The organism is Mycobacterium sp. BMJ-28, from assembly GCF_054404835.1.
Map to the genome: position 1 here is coordinate 3,251,081 of NZ_CM136783.1, position 13,731 is coordinate 3,264,811.

Annotated in this window: 13 protein-coding genes; 2 read left to right on the plus strand and 11 right to left on the minus strand. The window is 64.5% G+C overall.

What is annotated here, in order from left to right; all coding sequences use genetic code 11:
- Window positions 1-19: 19 nt before the first annotated feature.
- The 5 genes from ACXPWS_RS16160 to ACXPWS_RS16180 all read right to left on the minus strand — a co-directional run bounded on the left by ACXPWS_RS16160 (window position 20) and on the right by ACXPWS_RS16180 (window position 5,099).
- Window positions 20-919, minus strand: coding sequence for an ABC transporter substrate-binding protein (locus ACXPWS_RS16160; RefSeq protein WP_458707628.1), 900 nt, complete (start codon window positions 917-919; stop codon window positions 20-22).
- Window positions 920-982: 63 nt separating this feature from the next.
- Window positions 983-1,603 (minus strand): RraA family protein, encoded by a 621-nt coding sequence (locus ACXPWS_RS16165; protein WP_458707629.1) that lies wholly within the window; start codon window positions 1,601-1,603, stop codon window positions 983-985.
- A 14-nt stretch (window positions 1,604-1,617) separates the two neighbouring features.
- Complete coding sequence (locus tag ACXPWS_RS16170; RefSeq protein WP_458707630.1) at window positions 1,618-2,283, minus strand: RraA family protein; 666 nt, start codon at window positions 2,281-2,283, stop codon at window positions 1,618-1,620.
- Between the two features lie 50 nt (window positions 2,284-2,333).
- A complete protein-coding gene (locus ACXPWS_RS16175; RefSeq protein ID WP_458707631.1) occupies window positions 2,334-3,692 on the minus strand; it encodes a hypothetical protein in 1,359 nt (452 codons plus the stop codon).
- A 45-nt stretch (window positions 3,693-3,737) separates the two neighbouring features.
- Complete coding sequence (locus tag ACXPWS_RS16180; RefSeq protein ID WP_458707632.1) at window positions 3,738-5,099, minus strand: hypothetical protein; 1,362 nt, start codon at window positions 5,097-5,099, stop codon at window positions 3,738-3,740.
- 438 nt (window positions 5,100-5,537) lie between these two features.
- Here ACXPWS_RS16180 and ACXPWS_RS16185 point away from each other — a divergent pair, with 438 nt between their 5' ends.
- Window positions 5,538-6,614 carry a helix-turn-helix transcriptional regulator gene (locus tag ACXPWS_RS16185; RefSeq protein WP_458707633.1) on the plus strand — a complete coding sequence of 359 codons (1,077 nt, stop codon included), beginning with the start codon at window positions 5,538-5,540 and terminating at the stop codon, window positions 6,612-6,614.
- Here the strand turns inward: ACXPWS_RS16185 and folP are convergent.
- The 6 genes from folP to ACXPWS_RS16215 all read right to left on the minus strand — a co-directional run bounded on the left by folP (window position 6,603) and on the right by ACXPWS_RS16215 (window position 12,227).
- Complete coding sequence (gene folP / locus ACXPWS_RS16190; RefSeq protein WP_458707634.1) at window positions 6,603-7,415, minus strand: dihydropteroate synthase; 813 nt, start codon at window positions 7,413-7,415, stop codon at window positions 6,603-6,605. The two genes, ACXPWS_RS16185 and folP, sit on opposite strands and share 12 nt — an antisense overlap.
- 104 nt (window positions 7,416-7,519) lie before the next feature.
- Entirely contained in the window at window positions 7,520-8,866 is a 1,347-nt protein-coding gene (locus ACXPWS_RS16195; RefSeq protein WP_458707635.1) for a bifunctional folylpolyglutamate synthase/dihydrofolate synthase, read from the minus strand.
- Window positions 8,863-9,756: a formyltetrahydrofolate deformylase gene (gene purU / locus ACXPWS_RS16200; RefSeq protein WP_458707636.1), complete on the minus strand. Its 894-nt coding sequence runs from the start codon at window positions 9,754-9,756 to the stop codon at window positions 8,863-8,865. Before purU ends, ACXPWS_RS16195 begins: the two co-directional genes overlap by 4 nt.
- Entirely contained in the window at window positions 9,753-10,694 is a 942-nt protein-coding gene (locus ACXPWS_RS16205; RefSeq protein ID WP_458707637.1) for a bifunctional 5,10-methylenetetrahydrofolate dehydrogenase/5,10-methenyltetrahydrofolate cyclohydrolase, read from the minus strand. Before ACXPWS_RS16205 ends, purU begins: the two co-directional genes overlap by 4 nt.
- A gap of 12 nt (window positions 10,695-10,706) precedes the next feature.
- On the minus strand, window positions 10,707-11,303 hold the full coding sequence (locus tag ACXPWS_RS16210; protein ID WP_458707638.1) for a cyclodeaminase/cyclohydrolase family protein: 597 nt from the start codon (window positions 11,301-11,303) through the stop codon (window positions 10,707-10,709).
- Window positions 11,304-11,387: 84 nt separating this feature from the next.
- The gene (locus tag ACXPWS_RS16215) at window positions 11,388-12,227 is read right to left on the minus strand and encodes a methylenetetrahydrofolate reductase (RefSeq protein ID WP_458707639.1); all 840 of its coding nucleotides are present in this window, start codon (window positions 12,225-12,227) and stop codon (window positions 11,388-11,390) included.
- A 394-nt stretch (window positions 12,228-12,621) separates the two neighbouring features.
- On the opposite strand from ACXPWS_RS16215, the gene ACXPWS_RS16220 reads away from it, so the two are divergent.
- Window positions 12,622-13,608: a LysR family transcriptional regulator gene (locus ACXPWS_RS16220; protein ID WP_458707640.1), complete on the plus strand. Its 987-nt coding sequence runs from the start codon at window positions 12,622-12,624 to the stop codon at window positions 13,606-13,608.
- Window positions 13,609-13,731: the final 123 nt, after the last annotated feature.

Below are 13,731 nucleotides of genomic sequence, written 5' to 3' on the forward strand. Positions count from 1 at the left end.
CGCTGCCTCAATAGCTACGTCAGGCATCAAGATAGGAGTGGTCCACAACCTGGTCGAAGTCGCCGAGGGTGCCCGCGGCTTCCTCGCGCATCGTGTCGACGACGGCGGCGAGCGCCGATCGGGTCACCTTGAGATCGCGCGGCATCATCTGCAAGCCGGTGAGGTCGTTGAGCGACTCGCCGATCAAACGCGGATCGACACCCGTTTCGTCGGAGACCATCTGCACCGCGGTGGGCCGATCGTCATAGATGATCGCCGCACCTTCGCGCAGCGCGTCAACGAAGGCGGTGGTGACCTTCTCGTTTTCGGTGCACCACACCGAGTCTGCGGAGATCACGACGAAGGCGAACTCGGGAATGTACTCGGCGGGTGATCCCAGATCGGAGTAGCCGGCCTCGATCGCGATGTGGTCGTACGGGGTGATCTGCAGGCCGGCGTCGATCTCCCCGGCCTGCAGCAGTTCCCAGCGGTCGATGTGGGTCCCGACGACGTCCATCCGGTAGTCGTCGGGGTACTTCAGCCCGTGTTGGGCCAGCATTGTCCGCAGCACGTGAACGGTCCCCTCCGTCATGGAGGAGACACCGATCCGGCCACCCCGCAGTGCACTGATCGTGGTGTGCGGAGGAAGGCCGATCAGCTTGAAGGGCAGCTGATTCGTCAAGGCGCCGAGGATCCGCTGCTTGCCACCGCCGGCCTGGTCGTTGATCGCTCCTTCGGGTGTGGTCAAACCGAATTGCACTTCACCACCGCGGATTGCGTCAGTCACGGCATCTCCGCTACCCAAGAGTTTGAAGGAGACGTCGAGACCCTTCGCTGCGAAGATGTCAGCGCGCTGAGCGACCCACAGCGGCGCGCAGGGCAACGCCTTCGCGATGAGACCGACCTGGATGGATGTCTTACCGGACAACTGCTCGCTCATGACAGAGTTCCTACCTATAGTTTGACTACTCACGACGGCGACGACCCACTGGTCGTCGCCGGACTACGGGTTCCAACCGAAAATGTCGAAAGTGCTTGCGCCTGACCGGATTCTGGACATGTATCCGGCTTCCTGTTCGTCGCGCAGTCGACTCGCCGCCGCGACGGTCCCCGCTTCCTCCGCCCTGACGGCGACGACGCCGTCAGCGTCGCCGACGAGGACGTCGCCGCACCGCACGATCACATCGTCCACGACAACGGTTTCGCCGTAGGATCCGCCGCCATGCTTGGCCGTCCCGCGGATGCACACCCGTGAGGAGAAGATCGGCAACCCGGCACCATACATCTGCGCCGCGTCGCGTACGCCACCGTCGATGACCAGGCCGGCGACGCCTCGAGTCATTGCCGCGGTGTTGAGGACCTCACCCCAATAGCCATAGTCAAGGCTCCCGTTGGTGACGACGAACAGTGCCCAGCCAGGAGGTGTTTGATAGAGGGCTCGGTGCAGAGTGAGATTCTCGCCAGGCTGTGTGCACACCGTCATCGCCGGGGCTCGCAGCGTTCGTTCGGGCGCGGTTCGCATCGCGAGCCTCGACGGCAGAGCGCCACGGCGGCCCTGCGCCTCATGCACGGTGGCCGCCGACAGCCCCGCCAGTTGCTCAGCGGCACTGACCCCGGCCAGCACCTCGGCAGCGGAGATCACTGCTCGGACCTCCGTTGCAGCCGGTGATATCTGGTGGTGGCGCGGGCATCTGCCAATGTCGAACCCGCCGTCAGCAACTCGGAGATCCGGTGCTCGATCTCGTTGATCTCGAGGGCCACGCGCAACACCTCGGACTCATGCGTACGGGGCACGACCACGACGCCGTCTCGGTCACCGAGAACAACGTCACCCGGCGACACCCGCACGCCGCAGATCGTGACCGAGGTCTGCACGGCGTCCACCTGAACGCGGTCCTTGCCGGTTCGCATGTAGCGTCCGCGAGCGAACAGCGGGTAGCCGAGTTCCTCCGCGGAGACGGTGTCGCGGGCTACGCCGTTGATGACGGTGCCCGCGACACCCCGCTCAGTCGCGAGGCGGGTCAGGATCCCGCCCCATACGGTGCAATCGGTTCGCCCACGGTTGTCGATCACGACGACCTGCCCGGGCGGTACCTCGTCGAGAAAGTCACCCACGGTCCCTGGCGGACGTGCGGCGCTGCCGTAGGCGACGGTGAAGGCTCGACCGCAGGTGTGTGTCGAGCCCGTCAGGGATCCCACGTCGGGCAACTGTCCATCGACACCGAGACGGTCCAAGGCATCAGAGACCTCGGCAGTCGACAGTGCAGCCCAAGCCGCGTCGATGCCGAGTTCCGGTCCCGTCATTGAGTTCTCCTTTCACACAACCATGCCAACCAGCGATCGTGGTGATCTGGTCAGACGAGAGGGGTCAAGCTGATCGTCGCCCGGATCTCCTTCTGGACATGGCGTTCGACGAAGGGCTTGGCGGTACCACCGTCGGGCTCGCCCCAGACGAGGATCACCTCTCGGCCGTCGATGGCGTCAGCCTCGTCGACCATCGCCAACGAGCTGATGGACCCGATGTTCACCGTGTAGCCAGTCCATGCGGCCAGACCGACGAGCCGGTCATTCACCAGCAGCTTGTCGTACTGCGAGATTCCGTAGACCGCATTCGGAAGGTTCAGGTACTTGGCACGCTCCCTGCCGCCGAACAGGCTGCTCGCAATGGTCTTCGCGGCGTCGTCGTTGTTCCACTTCAACCAGACCTTGCGCCGGTGCGGCTTGTCCTTGATGGCCAGCAGCGCGTCGCGGCCGATGAAGTCGTGGTCGAAGTGAATCAGATTGCCGTATCCGAGATCCCACGGGGTGACGTAGTAATCCTGAATGTTCTCAGAGACATAGCTTCCGCCGATCGAGGCGTTGCCCTCATACCCCACAGCGGGCAACCATTCCCGATAGGCCTTCATGCTCTCGCCCGTGTAGATCGCCGCCGTGGGCAGCGCGAGCCACGCCGACTCCAGGCACGCCGCGACATACGACTGTGCGCCACCGCGTTTGAGGCCGAATTCGGCGCCCGCCTTCACCAATGCGTTGAGTACCTTCTCACCGTGCTCGGCAGGTCCCCACATCTCCAGGCCTGTCAACTCGCGCCCGGGAACGCCGGACATCGTGTGATTCAGCGCTTTGACCGTCACACCGTCGATCTCGAACTCGCCGATGTTGAAGAACTTGATGTGATCGACGGGAGAACCGACCGCCCTTTCCAGTACCTTGCCCGTGTTGGGTCCCTGGAGTTGATAGCGGAAGGTCAAACGACCGGCTGGATTGAATGGCGTCGCCTCGTCCCTGACGATCTCGACGTCATAGTTGCCGATCTCCGCCTGGTACTGCACCCAGTTGGCGGCCGCCGGCGTTCCGACCAGACTCACGTAGTCGTCTTCGAAGCCGAACAGGATCGCATCGGCGATGAAGTATCCGTCCGGGCTGACGGCCACGAACTGCTTGGCCTTGTTCTTGCCGAACTTCGTGAAGTTGTTGATGCCGGTGTCCGATAGCAACCGCTTGACGTCGGGGCCCTTAAAGTAGACGTCAAACATGTGGTGGGACTGGTCGAACAGAGCTACGGAGTCCTTCCATGCCGCTTCCTCGTCACGCCAGTTGGTGTGTTCTTCGGGGTACGGGAACTTGTAATAGCTCACCGGTGCATTGCGAAGCATGCGGACCGGATCGTTGCCGGCCTTCTCGATAGCATCCTGCAGGCTCTCAACAGCCATGCCGATCTCCTCTTTCTGTTGGCAAGGTCGGAAGGGTTGTGGGTGCTACTGGCCAAGTGGTGTGGTGCTGACCGTGGCTCGCACGGACTTTTGGGAATGGCGCTCGACGAACGGCTTGCTGCTCCCGCCGTCCTTCTCACCCCAGGTGACCGTTACTTCGTTTCCGTCTACCGCGTCAGCCTCGTTGATCACGCCCAGCGCGCTGATGGAGCCGATGTTGACCGTGTATCCGGTCCACGCAGTGAAGCCCACCGGGCGACCGTCGATGGCGACCTCGTCGTACTGCGAGATTCCGTAGACGGAGTTCGGCAGGTTGAGATACTTGGCCCGCTCCTTGCTGGGGCCGAAGAGGCTGCTGGCAATGAGCTGTTCGGCGTCGTCGTCGTTCCAGCGCAGCCACACCTTGCGCTTGTGCGGCGCGTCGACGAGCTTCTCCAGAGCCTCGCGACCGATGAAGTCGTGGTCGAACTTGATCAGGTTTCCGTACCCGAGGTCCCAGGGCGTCATGTAGTAGTCCTCGATGTCGTCGGACTCCAAGCTGCCGCCGATCGACGCGTTCGCCTCGAAGCCGTAGGCCGGCAATGACTCCCGATAGGCCTTCAGCTCGTCCCCGGTGTACACAGCAGGTGTGGGCAGTGCGATCCAGCCCGACTCGAGCGCGGCGCTGACATAGGACTGTGCACCGCCCAGTCTCATCCCGAACTCCTCGCCGGCCGCGGCGAGCGCCGCGTAGACAGCCGGCCCGTGCTCCACCGGGCCCCACATTTCCAGGCCCGTCATCTCCTTGCCCGGAACACCAGACATGGTGTGATTCAGCGCGCTGACTTCGCAGCCCGCGATGGTGAACTGGCCGATGTTGAAGAACTTGATTCGGTCGATCGAGCCGCCGGCTGCCTTCTCCACGATCTCGCGGGTCAACGGGCCGTTCATTTGAAAGCGAAAGGTCAACCGACCGTGCGGATTGAACGGGGTCGCCGGGTCGGGCGTGATCTCCAGATCGTAATTGCCGGTCTCAGCCTGGTAGGTCACCCAGTTCGACGCCGCAGGCGTGCCGACGAGGCTAACGGTGTTCTCGCCGAGGCCGAAGAGGATGGCGTCACCGATGACGTAGCCGTCATGGTTCACCGCGACGAACTGCTTGGCCTTGCCAGGACCGAACTTGGCGAAGCTGTTGATCCCGGTGTCGGACAGCAGTCGCATCACGTCGGGACCCGAGTAGTAGATGTCAGACATGTGGTGCGACTGATCGAACAGTACGGCCGTTTCCCGCCAGGCCGCCTGCTCGTCACGCCAGTTGGTGTGCTCGTCGGGGTACGGGAACTTGTAATAGCTGATCGGCGCGTTGCGCAACATCTTCGCGGCGGATCCATACCGCGCGATCGCGGCCTCCAAGCTGTCGGGGGACACAACTCTCCTTTGGGTGGTAAAGGTTGAAATGGTGGTCTCAAATGCCAGTCATTGACTAGATTTGAATGGGTTTCCTGACGAGCGCCGGCACCTCTTGTGCCCGTGCGGGACGCGGCGAGTAGTTTCGGGGCCGGTCACGCGCCCCTTTCTTGTGTCGACGAAATCATTAGGCCGCGTTGGTATTTCAGGCGTTCAGCCTGCGCGAGCGGTCGACACACGATGTGACTTGGTCGCACACAAGAACGCTATGGCGTGCACCACTTCGTACCGAGTCAACACACGAAATCGCGGGATCCAGTTTCCGACTTCAGCCGGCCGGCACCCGCGAGCTGCCGGTTTGGGTATCGAGCACCATCGAAGTCGGTATTTGACGGTGTCGAGTGAGTGCTCTCACTCTGTGAGGAAGACCACACACACCTGCCCTGGAGTCGCCACCGTATGAGTACCGGAAACCGAGGCGATGTTCGCCACCCAGCGGCGCGGCCGGAGGCCTATAACGGACCGCAGCCGTCGGGTTCCGATGGCGAAGGCCTCGAACGTCTCGCCTCCTACACGCGGTTTCTGACCACTGATCGCGAGGTCGCCGAAAGGGAGACCGCCAAACTGCTCTCACCGCATCGGCTTGAGTTGGCTGGCGCCGATCCGCACCTCAACGCCTCGGTGCGCTTCGCCACCCTGGGCTCGGTGTCGCTGTACTGCATGAATTACAGCTCCGCTGTCTCCATCGACAGGCCATCGCAAAACGAGTACATGACCATCCTCGCCCCGTTGCACGGGACCATCTACGCACGACATCAGAAGGAGGATTTCGTCGCGCGGTCGGGGGAATCGATGGTGGTGCTCTCGGGCGGCGACAACGTGCACATGGAGTGGAGCGATGACTGCGCGGTGGTTTCGCTGCGTGCCGATACCTCGGAACTGCGGGCCACGCTGCAAAACCTGGCGCCGGACGCCGACGAACGCGCGCTGCGCTTCGAGGCCGCGGTCACAGAACCGCACGCGCGCAAGGCGATCGGTGGAGTCATCGAGCTGATGACCGGCATCTTCGACAGCTACGAGTCAATCGACGCCATCCCGTCCAGGTTGTCGCGGTGTCTGCGCGAGCAAGCTCTGAACACCATCTTGCTGGGGGTCCCCCACACCAGGCTGTTCGACATTCTGAGCCCGAAGATGCCGATCTCGCGCCGTGCCGTCCGCGAGGCGGTCGACATGGTCGAGGCCGACACGATGGCCGAACTCACGGTCGGCGATATCGCAAAGCGGGTTGGAGTCGGCATTCGAGCGCTGGAGGTCGGCTTCCAGCGCGAGCTGCATTGCACGCCGAGGTCCTACATCCATCGCATCCGAATGGAACGCGCGCACCAGGACCTGGTCGAGGCCGACGCACGCTCCGGTGCGACGGTCACCGAGATAGCGCAGCGCTGGGGATTCGCCCATACCGGCAGATTCGCGGCCGGCTACACCCGCAGATTCGGTGTTCCGCCCTCGCAGACGCTGCGCCGCTCAGCGCCCTGATGGCGGTCGGCTCGGCTCGGTCCAGCTGCTCGGCCTCGTGAGGGCAATCCGCGTCGAGGTGACGTCATGGACCCGCACGCAATGGGCCCCGGCCCTGGCGGCCAAGGCGGATACCGCGGCCGTGGCGGCGTCGAGCGATTCGGTGGTTACTCCGGCGTGAGTCGCTTCGATTGCCTTGCGCAGAAATGACTTCCGCGACGCGCCGACCAGGAGTGGACGATTCAGCACGGCGAAGGCGCGCAGCCCGTTGAGCACCTGCCAGTTGTGGGCGGCAGTCTTGGCGAACCCGATTCCGGGGTCGACGACCACCTGGTGCAGATCGACACCGGCACGATCGAGCGCCTCGAGGCGCCTGCCGAGCTCGGTGATCACGTCGCCCACCACGTCGGTGTAGCGCGCGTGGTCGTGCATGTCCTTGCTCGGGGAACGCCAGTGCATCGCCACGTACGGCACGCGCGCATCGGCGATGACCCGCGCCATGTTGGTGTCGGCGAGCCCCCCGCTGACATCGTTCACTCCGACCGCGCCCGCGGCCAACGCCGCCGCTGCGACCGAGCTGCGCATGGTGTCCACGGTCACCGCCACGCCGGCACGCGCAAGGTCTCGTATGACTGGCACGACGCGGCGCAGTTCTTCTGACTCATCGGTGCGCGTGGCGTGCGGGCGGGTCGACTCTCCGCCGACGTCGACGACGTCGGCCCCGGCCTCGAGCAGCGAAAGACCATGCTGCACTGCCGCATCGTGGGCGAGATAGCGTCCACCGTCGGAGAAGGAATCAGGCGTCACGTTGACGATCCCCATGATCAGGCAACGATCGTGATCTGGCGTCCCGAACGGGGTGCCGACGCGGGAGGTGCGGCTCGCCGACTGCGGTCCGCCGATCCCCTGCGGTGCGACGGAGACCCTCATGGGTGGGCCCTCCGCAACGCTTCCGCGACCGGTCCGACGAGGTAGTGCGAGCCCACGACGAGCACCGTGCCTCGCGGGCCTGCCAAGTCGAGCGCCCGCGACAGGGCCGAATCGATCTTCGGCTCCTCGACGACACGGGCACCCAATGACTCTGCGGCGATGGCGATATCGGCAGCCAGAAGTGCGCGCGGCGATTCCGGCTCGGTGGCAACGACATGGTCGAAGGTCGTCACCGAAAGATTGGACAGGAAGTGGAAGGGGTCTCGATTGCCGATAAGTCCGCACAGCAGGACCGTGGGCGCCGACCGGGGCACGTCGCGTTTGATCAGTGGCCGCAGAGCAAGTGCCGCGGCCTCGTTGTGTGCGCAGTCCAAGATCACCGTCGGCCCACCTCTGACCACCTGGAATCGCCCGGCGACGGTGACCGCACGGAATACCTCCGACACCGCAGTGGCATCCAGATGACGATCCGAGTGGGCCTCCACCGCGGTGAGTGCCAGTGCGGCGTTGGACACCTGGAAGGCACCGGTCATCGCGATCTCGACGCGATCGTGAACGCCCCATCGGTTCGAGATGGTCGCCACGCTGCCACCCGTCGGCTCACCGTGGTCAAGGGTGAGCACATCACGTCCCAGCATGAGGATGTCGCGCGGGAGTTGCTGTTCGAATACCGGAAGGAGCAGGGGATCGCGCTCCCCCAGCACCAGCGTTGCGCCCGGTTTGACGATACCGGCCTTCTCCAGGGCGATCAGTTCCCGCGTCGGTCCGGCGACCTCGACGTGGTCGAGCTCGACGTTGGTGACCACGGCCACGGATGCGTCGATGACGTTGGTGGCGTCGAACCGGCCGAGCATCCCGACCTCGATCACGGCCACGTCGACGCCGGTGTGAGCGAAGTGCCATATCGCCGCGGCGGTGATGGCCTCAAACCAGGTGGGAGAGACCTCGGCCGCAGCGGCCGCCGACGAGACCTCGAGCAGCGCGCCGGCAAGTTCTGTGTCGATGATCGGAACCCCATCGACGGCGATCCGCTCGTTCACCGCGAACAGATGGGGACTGGTGTAGGTACCCACGCGAAGCCTCGATGCAACGAGTAGTGCTGAAGCCATTGCGGCGACCGAACCCTTGCCGTTGGTTCCGGTGATGTGGATGGCGTTGAGCTGATCCTGCGGGTCACCGAGCGCCCGCATCAGGACTGGCATTCGGTCGAACGCCGGGGGCGCGGAGTGTCTGGTCGTCTCGTAGTTTCGGAGTCCGGCGAGGTAGCGGCAATGGTCGAATTCAGCGGTGACCCGGCCGGGTTCGGACACCCGGGCCTCGATACCGCCGTGCGCCAGCCTCATTGGAACACCACGGTCCGCCGACCATCCAACAGCACCCGGTTCTCGGTGTGCCATCGGACGGCACGGGACAACGCCAGACACTCGGTGTCGCGGCCCAAGGTCGTCACGTCGGCGGCACTCATCGAGTGGTCGACGCGGCGGACTTCCTGCTCGATGATCGGGCCCTCGTCCAGATCCGACGTCACGTAGTGCGCCGTCGCACCAATGAGTTTCACCCCGCGCTCGTACGCCTGGTGGTAGGGCCGCGCGCCCTTGAAGCTCGGCAGCATCGAATGGTGGATGTTGATGGCTCGGCCTTCGAGCTGCTTGCACAGCTCGGCCGACAGGATCTGCATGTAGCGCGCCAGCACCGTCAGGTCGACCGAGAGATCCTCGATCAGATCGACGAGCTGCTGTTCGGCCTCGGGTTTGGTCGCCGCGCTGACCGGAAGGTGGTAGAAGGGCACGTCGTAGTTGTCGGCGAGCACGCCGAGGTCGGGATGATTGGACACCACGCCGACGACGTCGATGCCGAGGCCACCATCGTTGGCCCGGAACAACAGATCGTTGAGGCAGTGCCCGTACTTGCTGACCAGGATCAGGACCCGCTGTCGCACGTTGGCGTCCAGGAGTCGCCAGCTCATCGAGAAGCGTGCCGCGGTGGCGTTGAAGTCGGACCGCAGCGCCGCCGTGTCGAACGGTGATTCAGCCGCCGACTCGAACTGGATGCGCATGAAGAACGTACCCGCGGCGCGATCCACGAACTGTTGACTCTCGATCAGATTGCAGCCGTGGTCGAGCAGGAATCCAGACACTGCGTGCACGACGCCCGGCTGATCAGTGCATACCAGCGTCAAGACGTGGTCGGTGCTTCGATCGGTGCCGCCGATCACCAGATCTCGAGTGCTCACTTCGGGCTCCCAACGACTACCCCGACGGCATGGGCACCGTGTCCGGCATTGTTCTGCGCGGCCAGAGCCACATTTCGGATGAGCCATACATCGGTCACCGGTCCGATGCCGCCAGGCACCGGTGTCACCGCACGGGCCCGGTTGATCACCGCGTCGAAGTCGACGTCGCCGACCATGTGCGTGACACCGGAGTCTTCGTCGACCTTGGGGTTGATCCCCACGTCGAGGACGATGGCACCGGCACGGACGTGTTCGGCCGCGATGAGCGCCGGCACACCGGCCGCGGCGATCAGGACGTCGGCACGCCGGGTGTGTGCACTCAACCGGCGGGTACGGCTGGCCCATTCATCGACCGACTCGACCGCGGCTTCGCGCGCATAGGCCAGCGACACCAGCGGTTTGCCGACATTGTTGGACCGGCCGACGATCACGATGCGGGCCCGGTGATAGAAGTCCGCCCGGTCCTCCCCGACACCGTCCAACCATTGGTCGAGGACGTGGAACACCGCTGCCGCCGTCGACGGGACGTACCGTGGCACGCCGAGCGCCAGCAGGCCCGCGTTCTCCGGGTGCACCGATTCGATGTCCTTGATAGGCGAAAGCGTCTGGAAGACAGCAGCTTCGGAGATCGTGTCCGGCAGCGGCCGCAAGATCAAGATACCGGCCGTCAAGTCGTCGGCGTTGGCCTGCCGCACGACGTCCTTGAGCTCCTCTTCGGTGACGGTGGCGGGTAGTTCGACTTTCCGAACGGGCACACCGAGTTCTTCGCCGATTCGGCACAACCGCGATTGGTACGCGGCTGAGCTGAAGTCGTCGCCCACCCTGATGGTGGTGAGTCCGTACGGGATCCCCATGTCGCGCAGCGCGCAGACTTCTCCCGCGACAGTCACCTTCAGTTCTTCGGCAATCTTGCGTCCATCTATGACCTGTGCAGTCACGAACTCACCACCTCATCTGAGAAACGGGAAGGCCGCCATGGCCTCGTTGGCGGCCGCGCGTGCGGCAACCGCGTGTTGATTGGCCTGAGCGAGACGGTCATCGAACTCCTCGGCCGCGAGGTTCTCGCCGACCAGGATCGCCGACAGGGTGGCTGCCGCCGAAGCGAACAGCGCTGCCGCGCAGGCATCCGACCGCAGTCGGGGGTTCCCCGATTCGACCAGGCGCAGCCCGATCTCAGCGATCTCCCTCGCGACTTCGGCCAGCTCGAGCGGCACGGCGATGGCGGCGTCCCGCGCCTGGACCTTCGCCGATACCCGCGGTTCCCCGTCTGGGCCCGCGGGCAGGCGCGCTGCAGCGACGTAGTCGCTGTACACCCGTGCGTCGGCGTCGGCGATGTGCTGAGCCCGGATCCGTCGCTCGTCGGCGCGGCTGACCAGCGCGGTGAACTTCTCGGCATCGCCATCGGCGACGTCTCGCCCCTTGACGGTGAACCGGCCGGCCATCCCGGCCAACGCGGCCGCCAGTGCGGTGATCACGCCCGCTGCAGCGCCCCCGCCGGGTGCAGGCGCATCGCTCGACAGCACGTCGGTGAGTGTCGACACTGACATCGACGACACCCCACCACTCACCTGTGACGCCACTTCAGTCTCTCGATCGATCGTTCACGTTGATCGCGGCGCCGCGAAACACCGTCAGCCATTTCGGGCGAGCCACGCGGTGGTGGCCTCGATCTGATTGAACGAGAACAAATGGACACCCTCGATGTTCAGCTCGTCGAAATCGGGTTCTGCCACCAGGTCGAGTAACAATTCCTCGGGCGCATAGGACCGGCCGAGGAGTAGGTTTCCGACAATTCCGTGCTGCTTGGTCAGGAATTTCACCGAGGATCCGACGCCGATCTTCAATGACAGTTCGACTAGTTTGCGGGCTTGCATCGGGGCCGCCAGGCCGATACGTATCGGCAAGGTGATTCCGGCGGCCCGAGCCGTGCGGAGCCAGTTGAGTAGAGCGGTTGAGTCGAAGCACAGCTGGCTGACCATGTAGTCGGCGTATTCCTGCTTGCGCACCAAGGCGTCGACCAGTGCGTCGTCGTCGATATGAGGGTGTCCCTCTGGATAGCAGCCGACCCCGAGGCGGGCGAAGGTGTGGTCGAGGCCCTGCAGGGCCTCGAGGATGTCGGACGCTTCGGCGTAGGGTCCAACGGGCTCCGCGCCATCCCCTCCGATGACGTAGAGATCGTCGATTCCCATCTCGGCGAGGCGGGTCACGAAACGGCGCAGCTCGGCTTCGCTCGCGACCATTCGCGCGGCCAGGTGGGGCACCACGTGGCTTCCCCGCCTGCGCGCTGCCTCGACGTGCGCCAGCGTCCGGTCCAACCCGAACTTGGGCGAGCAGGTGATGGTGACGGTGGTGCTCACCGGCAGTGCTGTCAGCTTTTCCTCCGCCCCTTTCAGGGGGATGACCTCAATATTTGCCGACCGAATGAGCGGTTTGATCGAACCCAGCACTTCATCACGGGGCTGAATGGTCATCCGAAGGTCTCCTTTTGACGGTTTTACTGATGGCTACTCGTCACTGATTCGCATCTGAATTGCCGCGGTTTTTGGCGAACGGACTTCTCGCGTTGCGGCGGTTTATGCGGTGTCTGTGTATGTCTCGGTGAATTCTGTTGTCATAACGTAAGCAAACCCGCAGACGGCGCCAAGCCATCAGTCGAACCGGCGCCGTCCATTTTTCGAACGCGGCGCTCACCGTGGCGATACAGCTACAGGTCGCCGACCAGGACGACGCACGGGGTGCCTGCGCAGGCGGTGCCGCGGCGGGTTCGGCCGCTTGCGCCCTGCGCAGGCGGCGGTGGTCGTAGGATCCTCGCTGCGCCACCAGGTCGCGGGCGTGGCAACAGGTGCTAGCAAAATTGAGGCGAACATGGACGGGGCACTCGATCCTCGGCAGCTCGAGTGTTTCATCGCCGCTGCCGAGGAGCTGAACCTCAATCGGGCGGCGGCGCGGTTGCACATGTCCCAGCCGCCGCTGACGCGCCGCATCCATCGCCTCGAGCAGACCGTCGGTGCCGAGTTGTTCCGCAGAACTCCCAAGGGTCTCGAGCTGACCGCAGCCGGTGCCACGCTACTCGAGCGCGCATACCGTGTCGTCACCCTCTCGAGCCGAGCCATCGAGTTTGCGCGGCGCGCGAATTCAGGCGAGATCGGGCATCTCGCCGTTGGCTATTACGACGCGGCGATCCTGGATCCGATCCCCGCACTGCTGCGCCAGTTCCTCGCCCTTCATCCCGATGTCACCGTCGGTTTCGAGCTGGTGGTGAAGCGCAAACAGGTCGACTACCTGCGGGATCGATTGCTACACGTGGGCTTTGGACGCCACTTCACCGACGAGCCGGGCGTCATGTGCCGCCGAGTGCTCACGGAGTGCCTGTTCGTGGCGGTTCCGACGACCACTGCCGCGCAGTGGGGGCGGACGGCGAAGGTTGCCGACCTGCGTCAGAGGCCCCTGGTGCTGTTCCCGCCTACCCGGCCCGACTTCGCCGACGAGGTCATCGACATGTGCCGCCGAGCCGGTTTCACGCCTCGCGTCGCAGTCGAAGCCGACGACGTGATCGCGGGACTCGCCTACGTAGCGATCGGGGTGGGCGTGGCGGTGGTACACGAGTCCGCCACCAAGACCCGGCCCAACGGCGTCACGTTCATCAGGCTCCAGGACGCTCCGGTTTCCGACTACTGTTGTGTCTACCTCGCAGACGACATGCCGCCGACACTCAAGCTGTTCGCGGACTTCCTGTCGTCACGGGAGCTTTCGTCTCAAGGACAGCTCGAACCCACTCCGTCTGCGCCGACGCGCACACCCGGGGCGGTCAAGGCAACGGACCGGCCGCGGGCCGTTTCGGGGACTGGATAGCCCGGGTGCGATATCTGTATCGGTGAATGACGGTTGAGCACATACGATCTGCGCATGCCATACGACAGAGCCGCAGCGCTGACGCCTCCGCGTCGGCCGTGCGCGACCAATTGAAGGACTGGG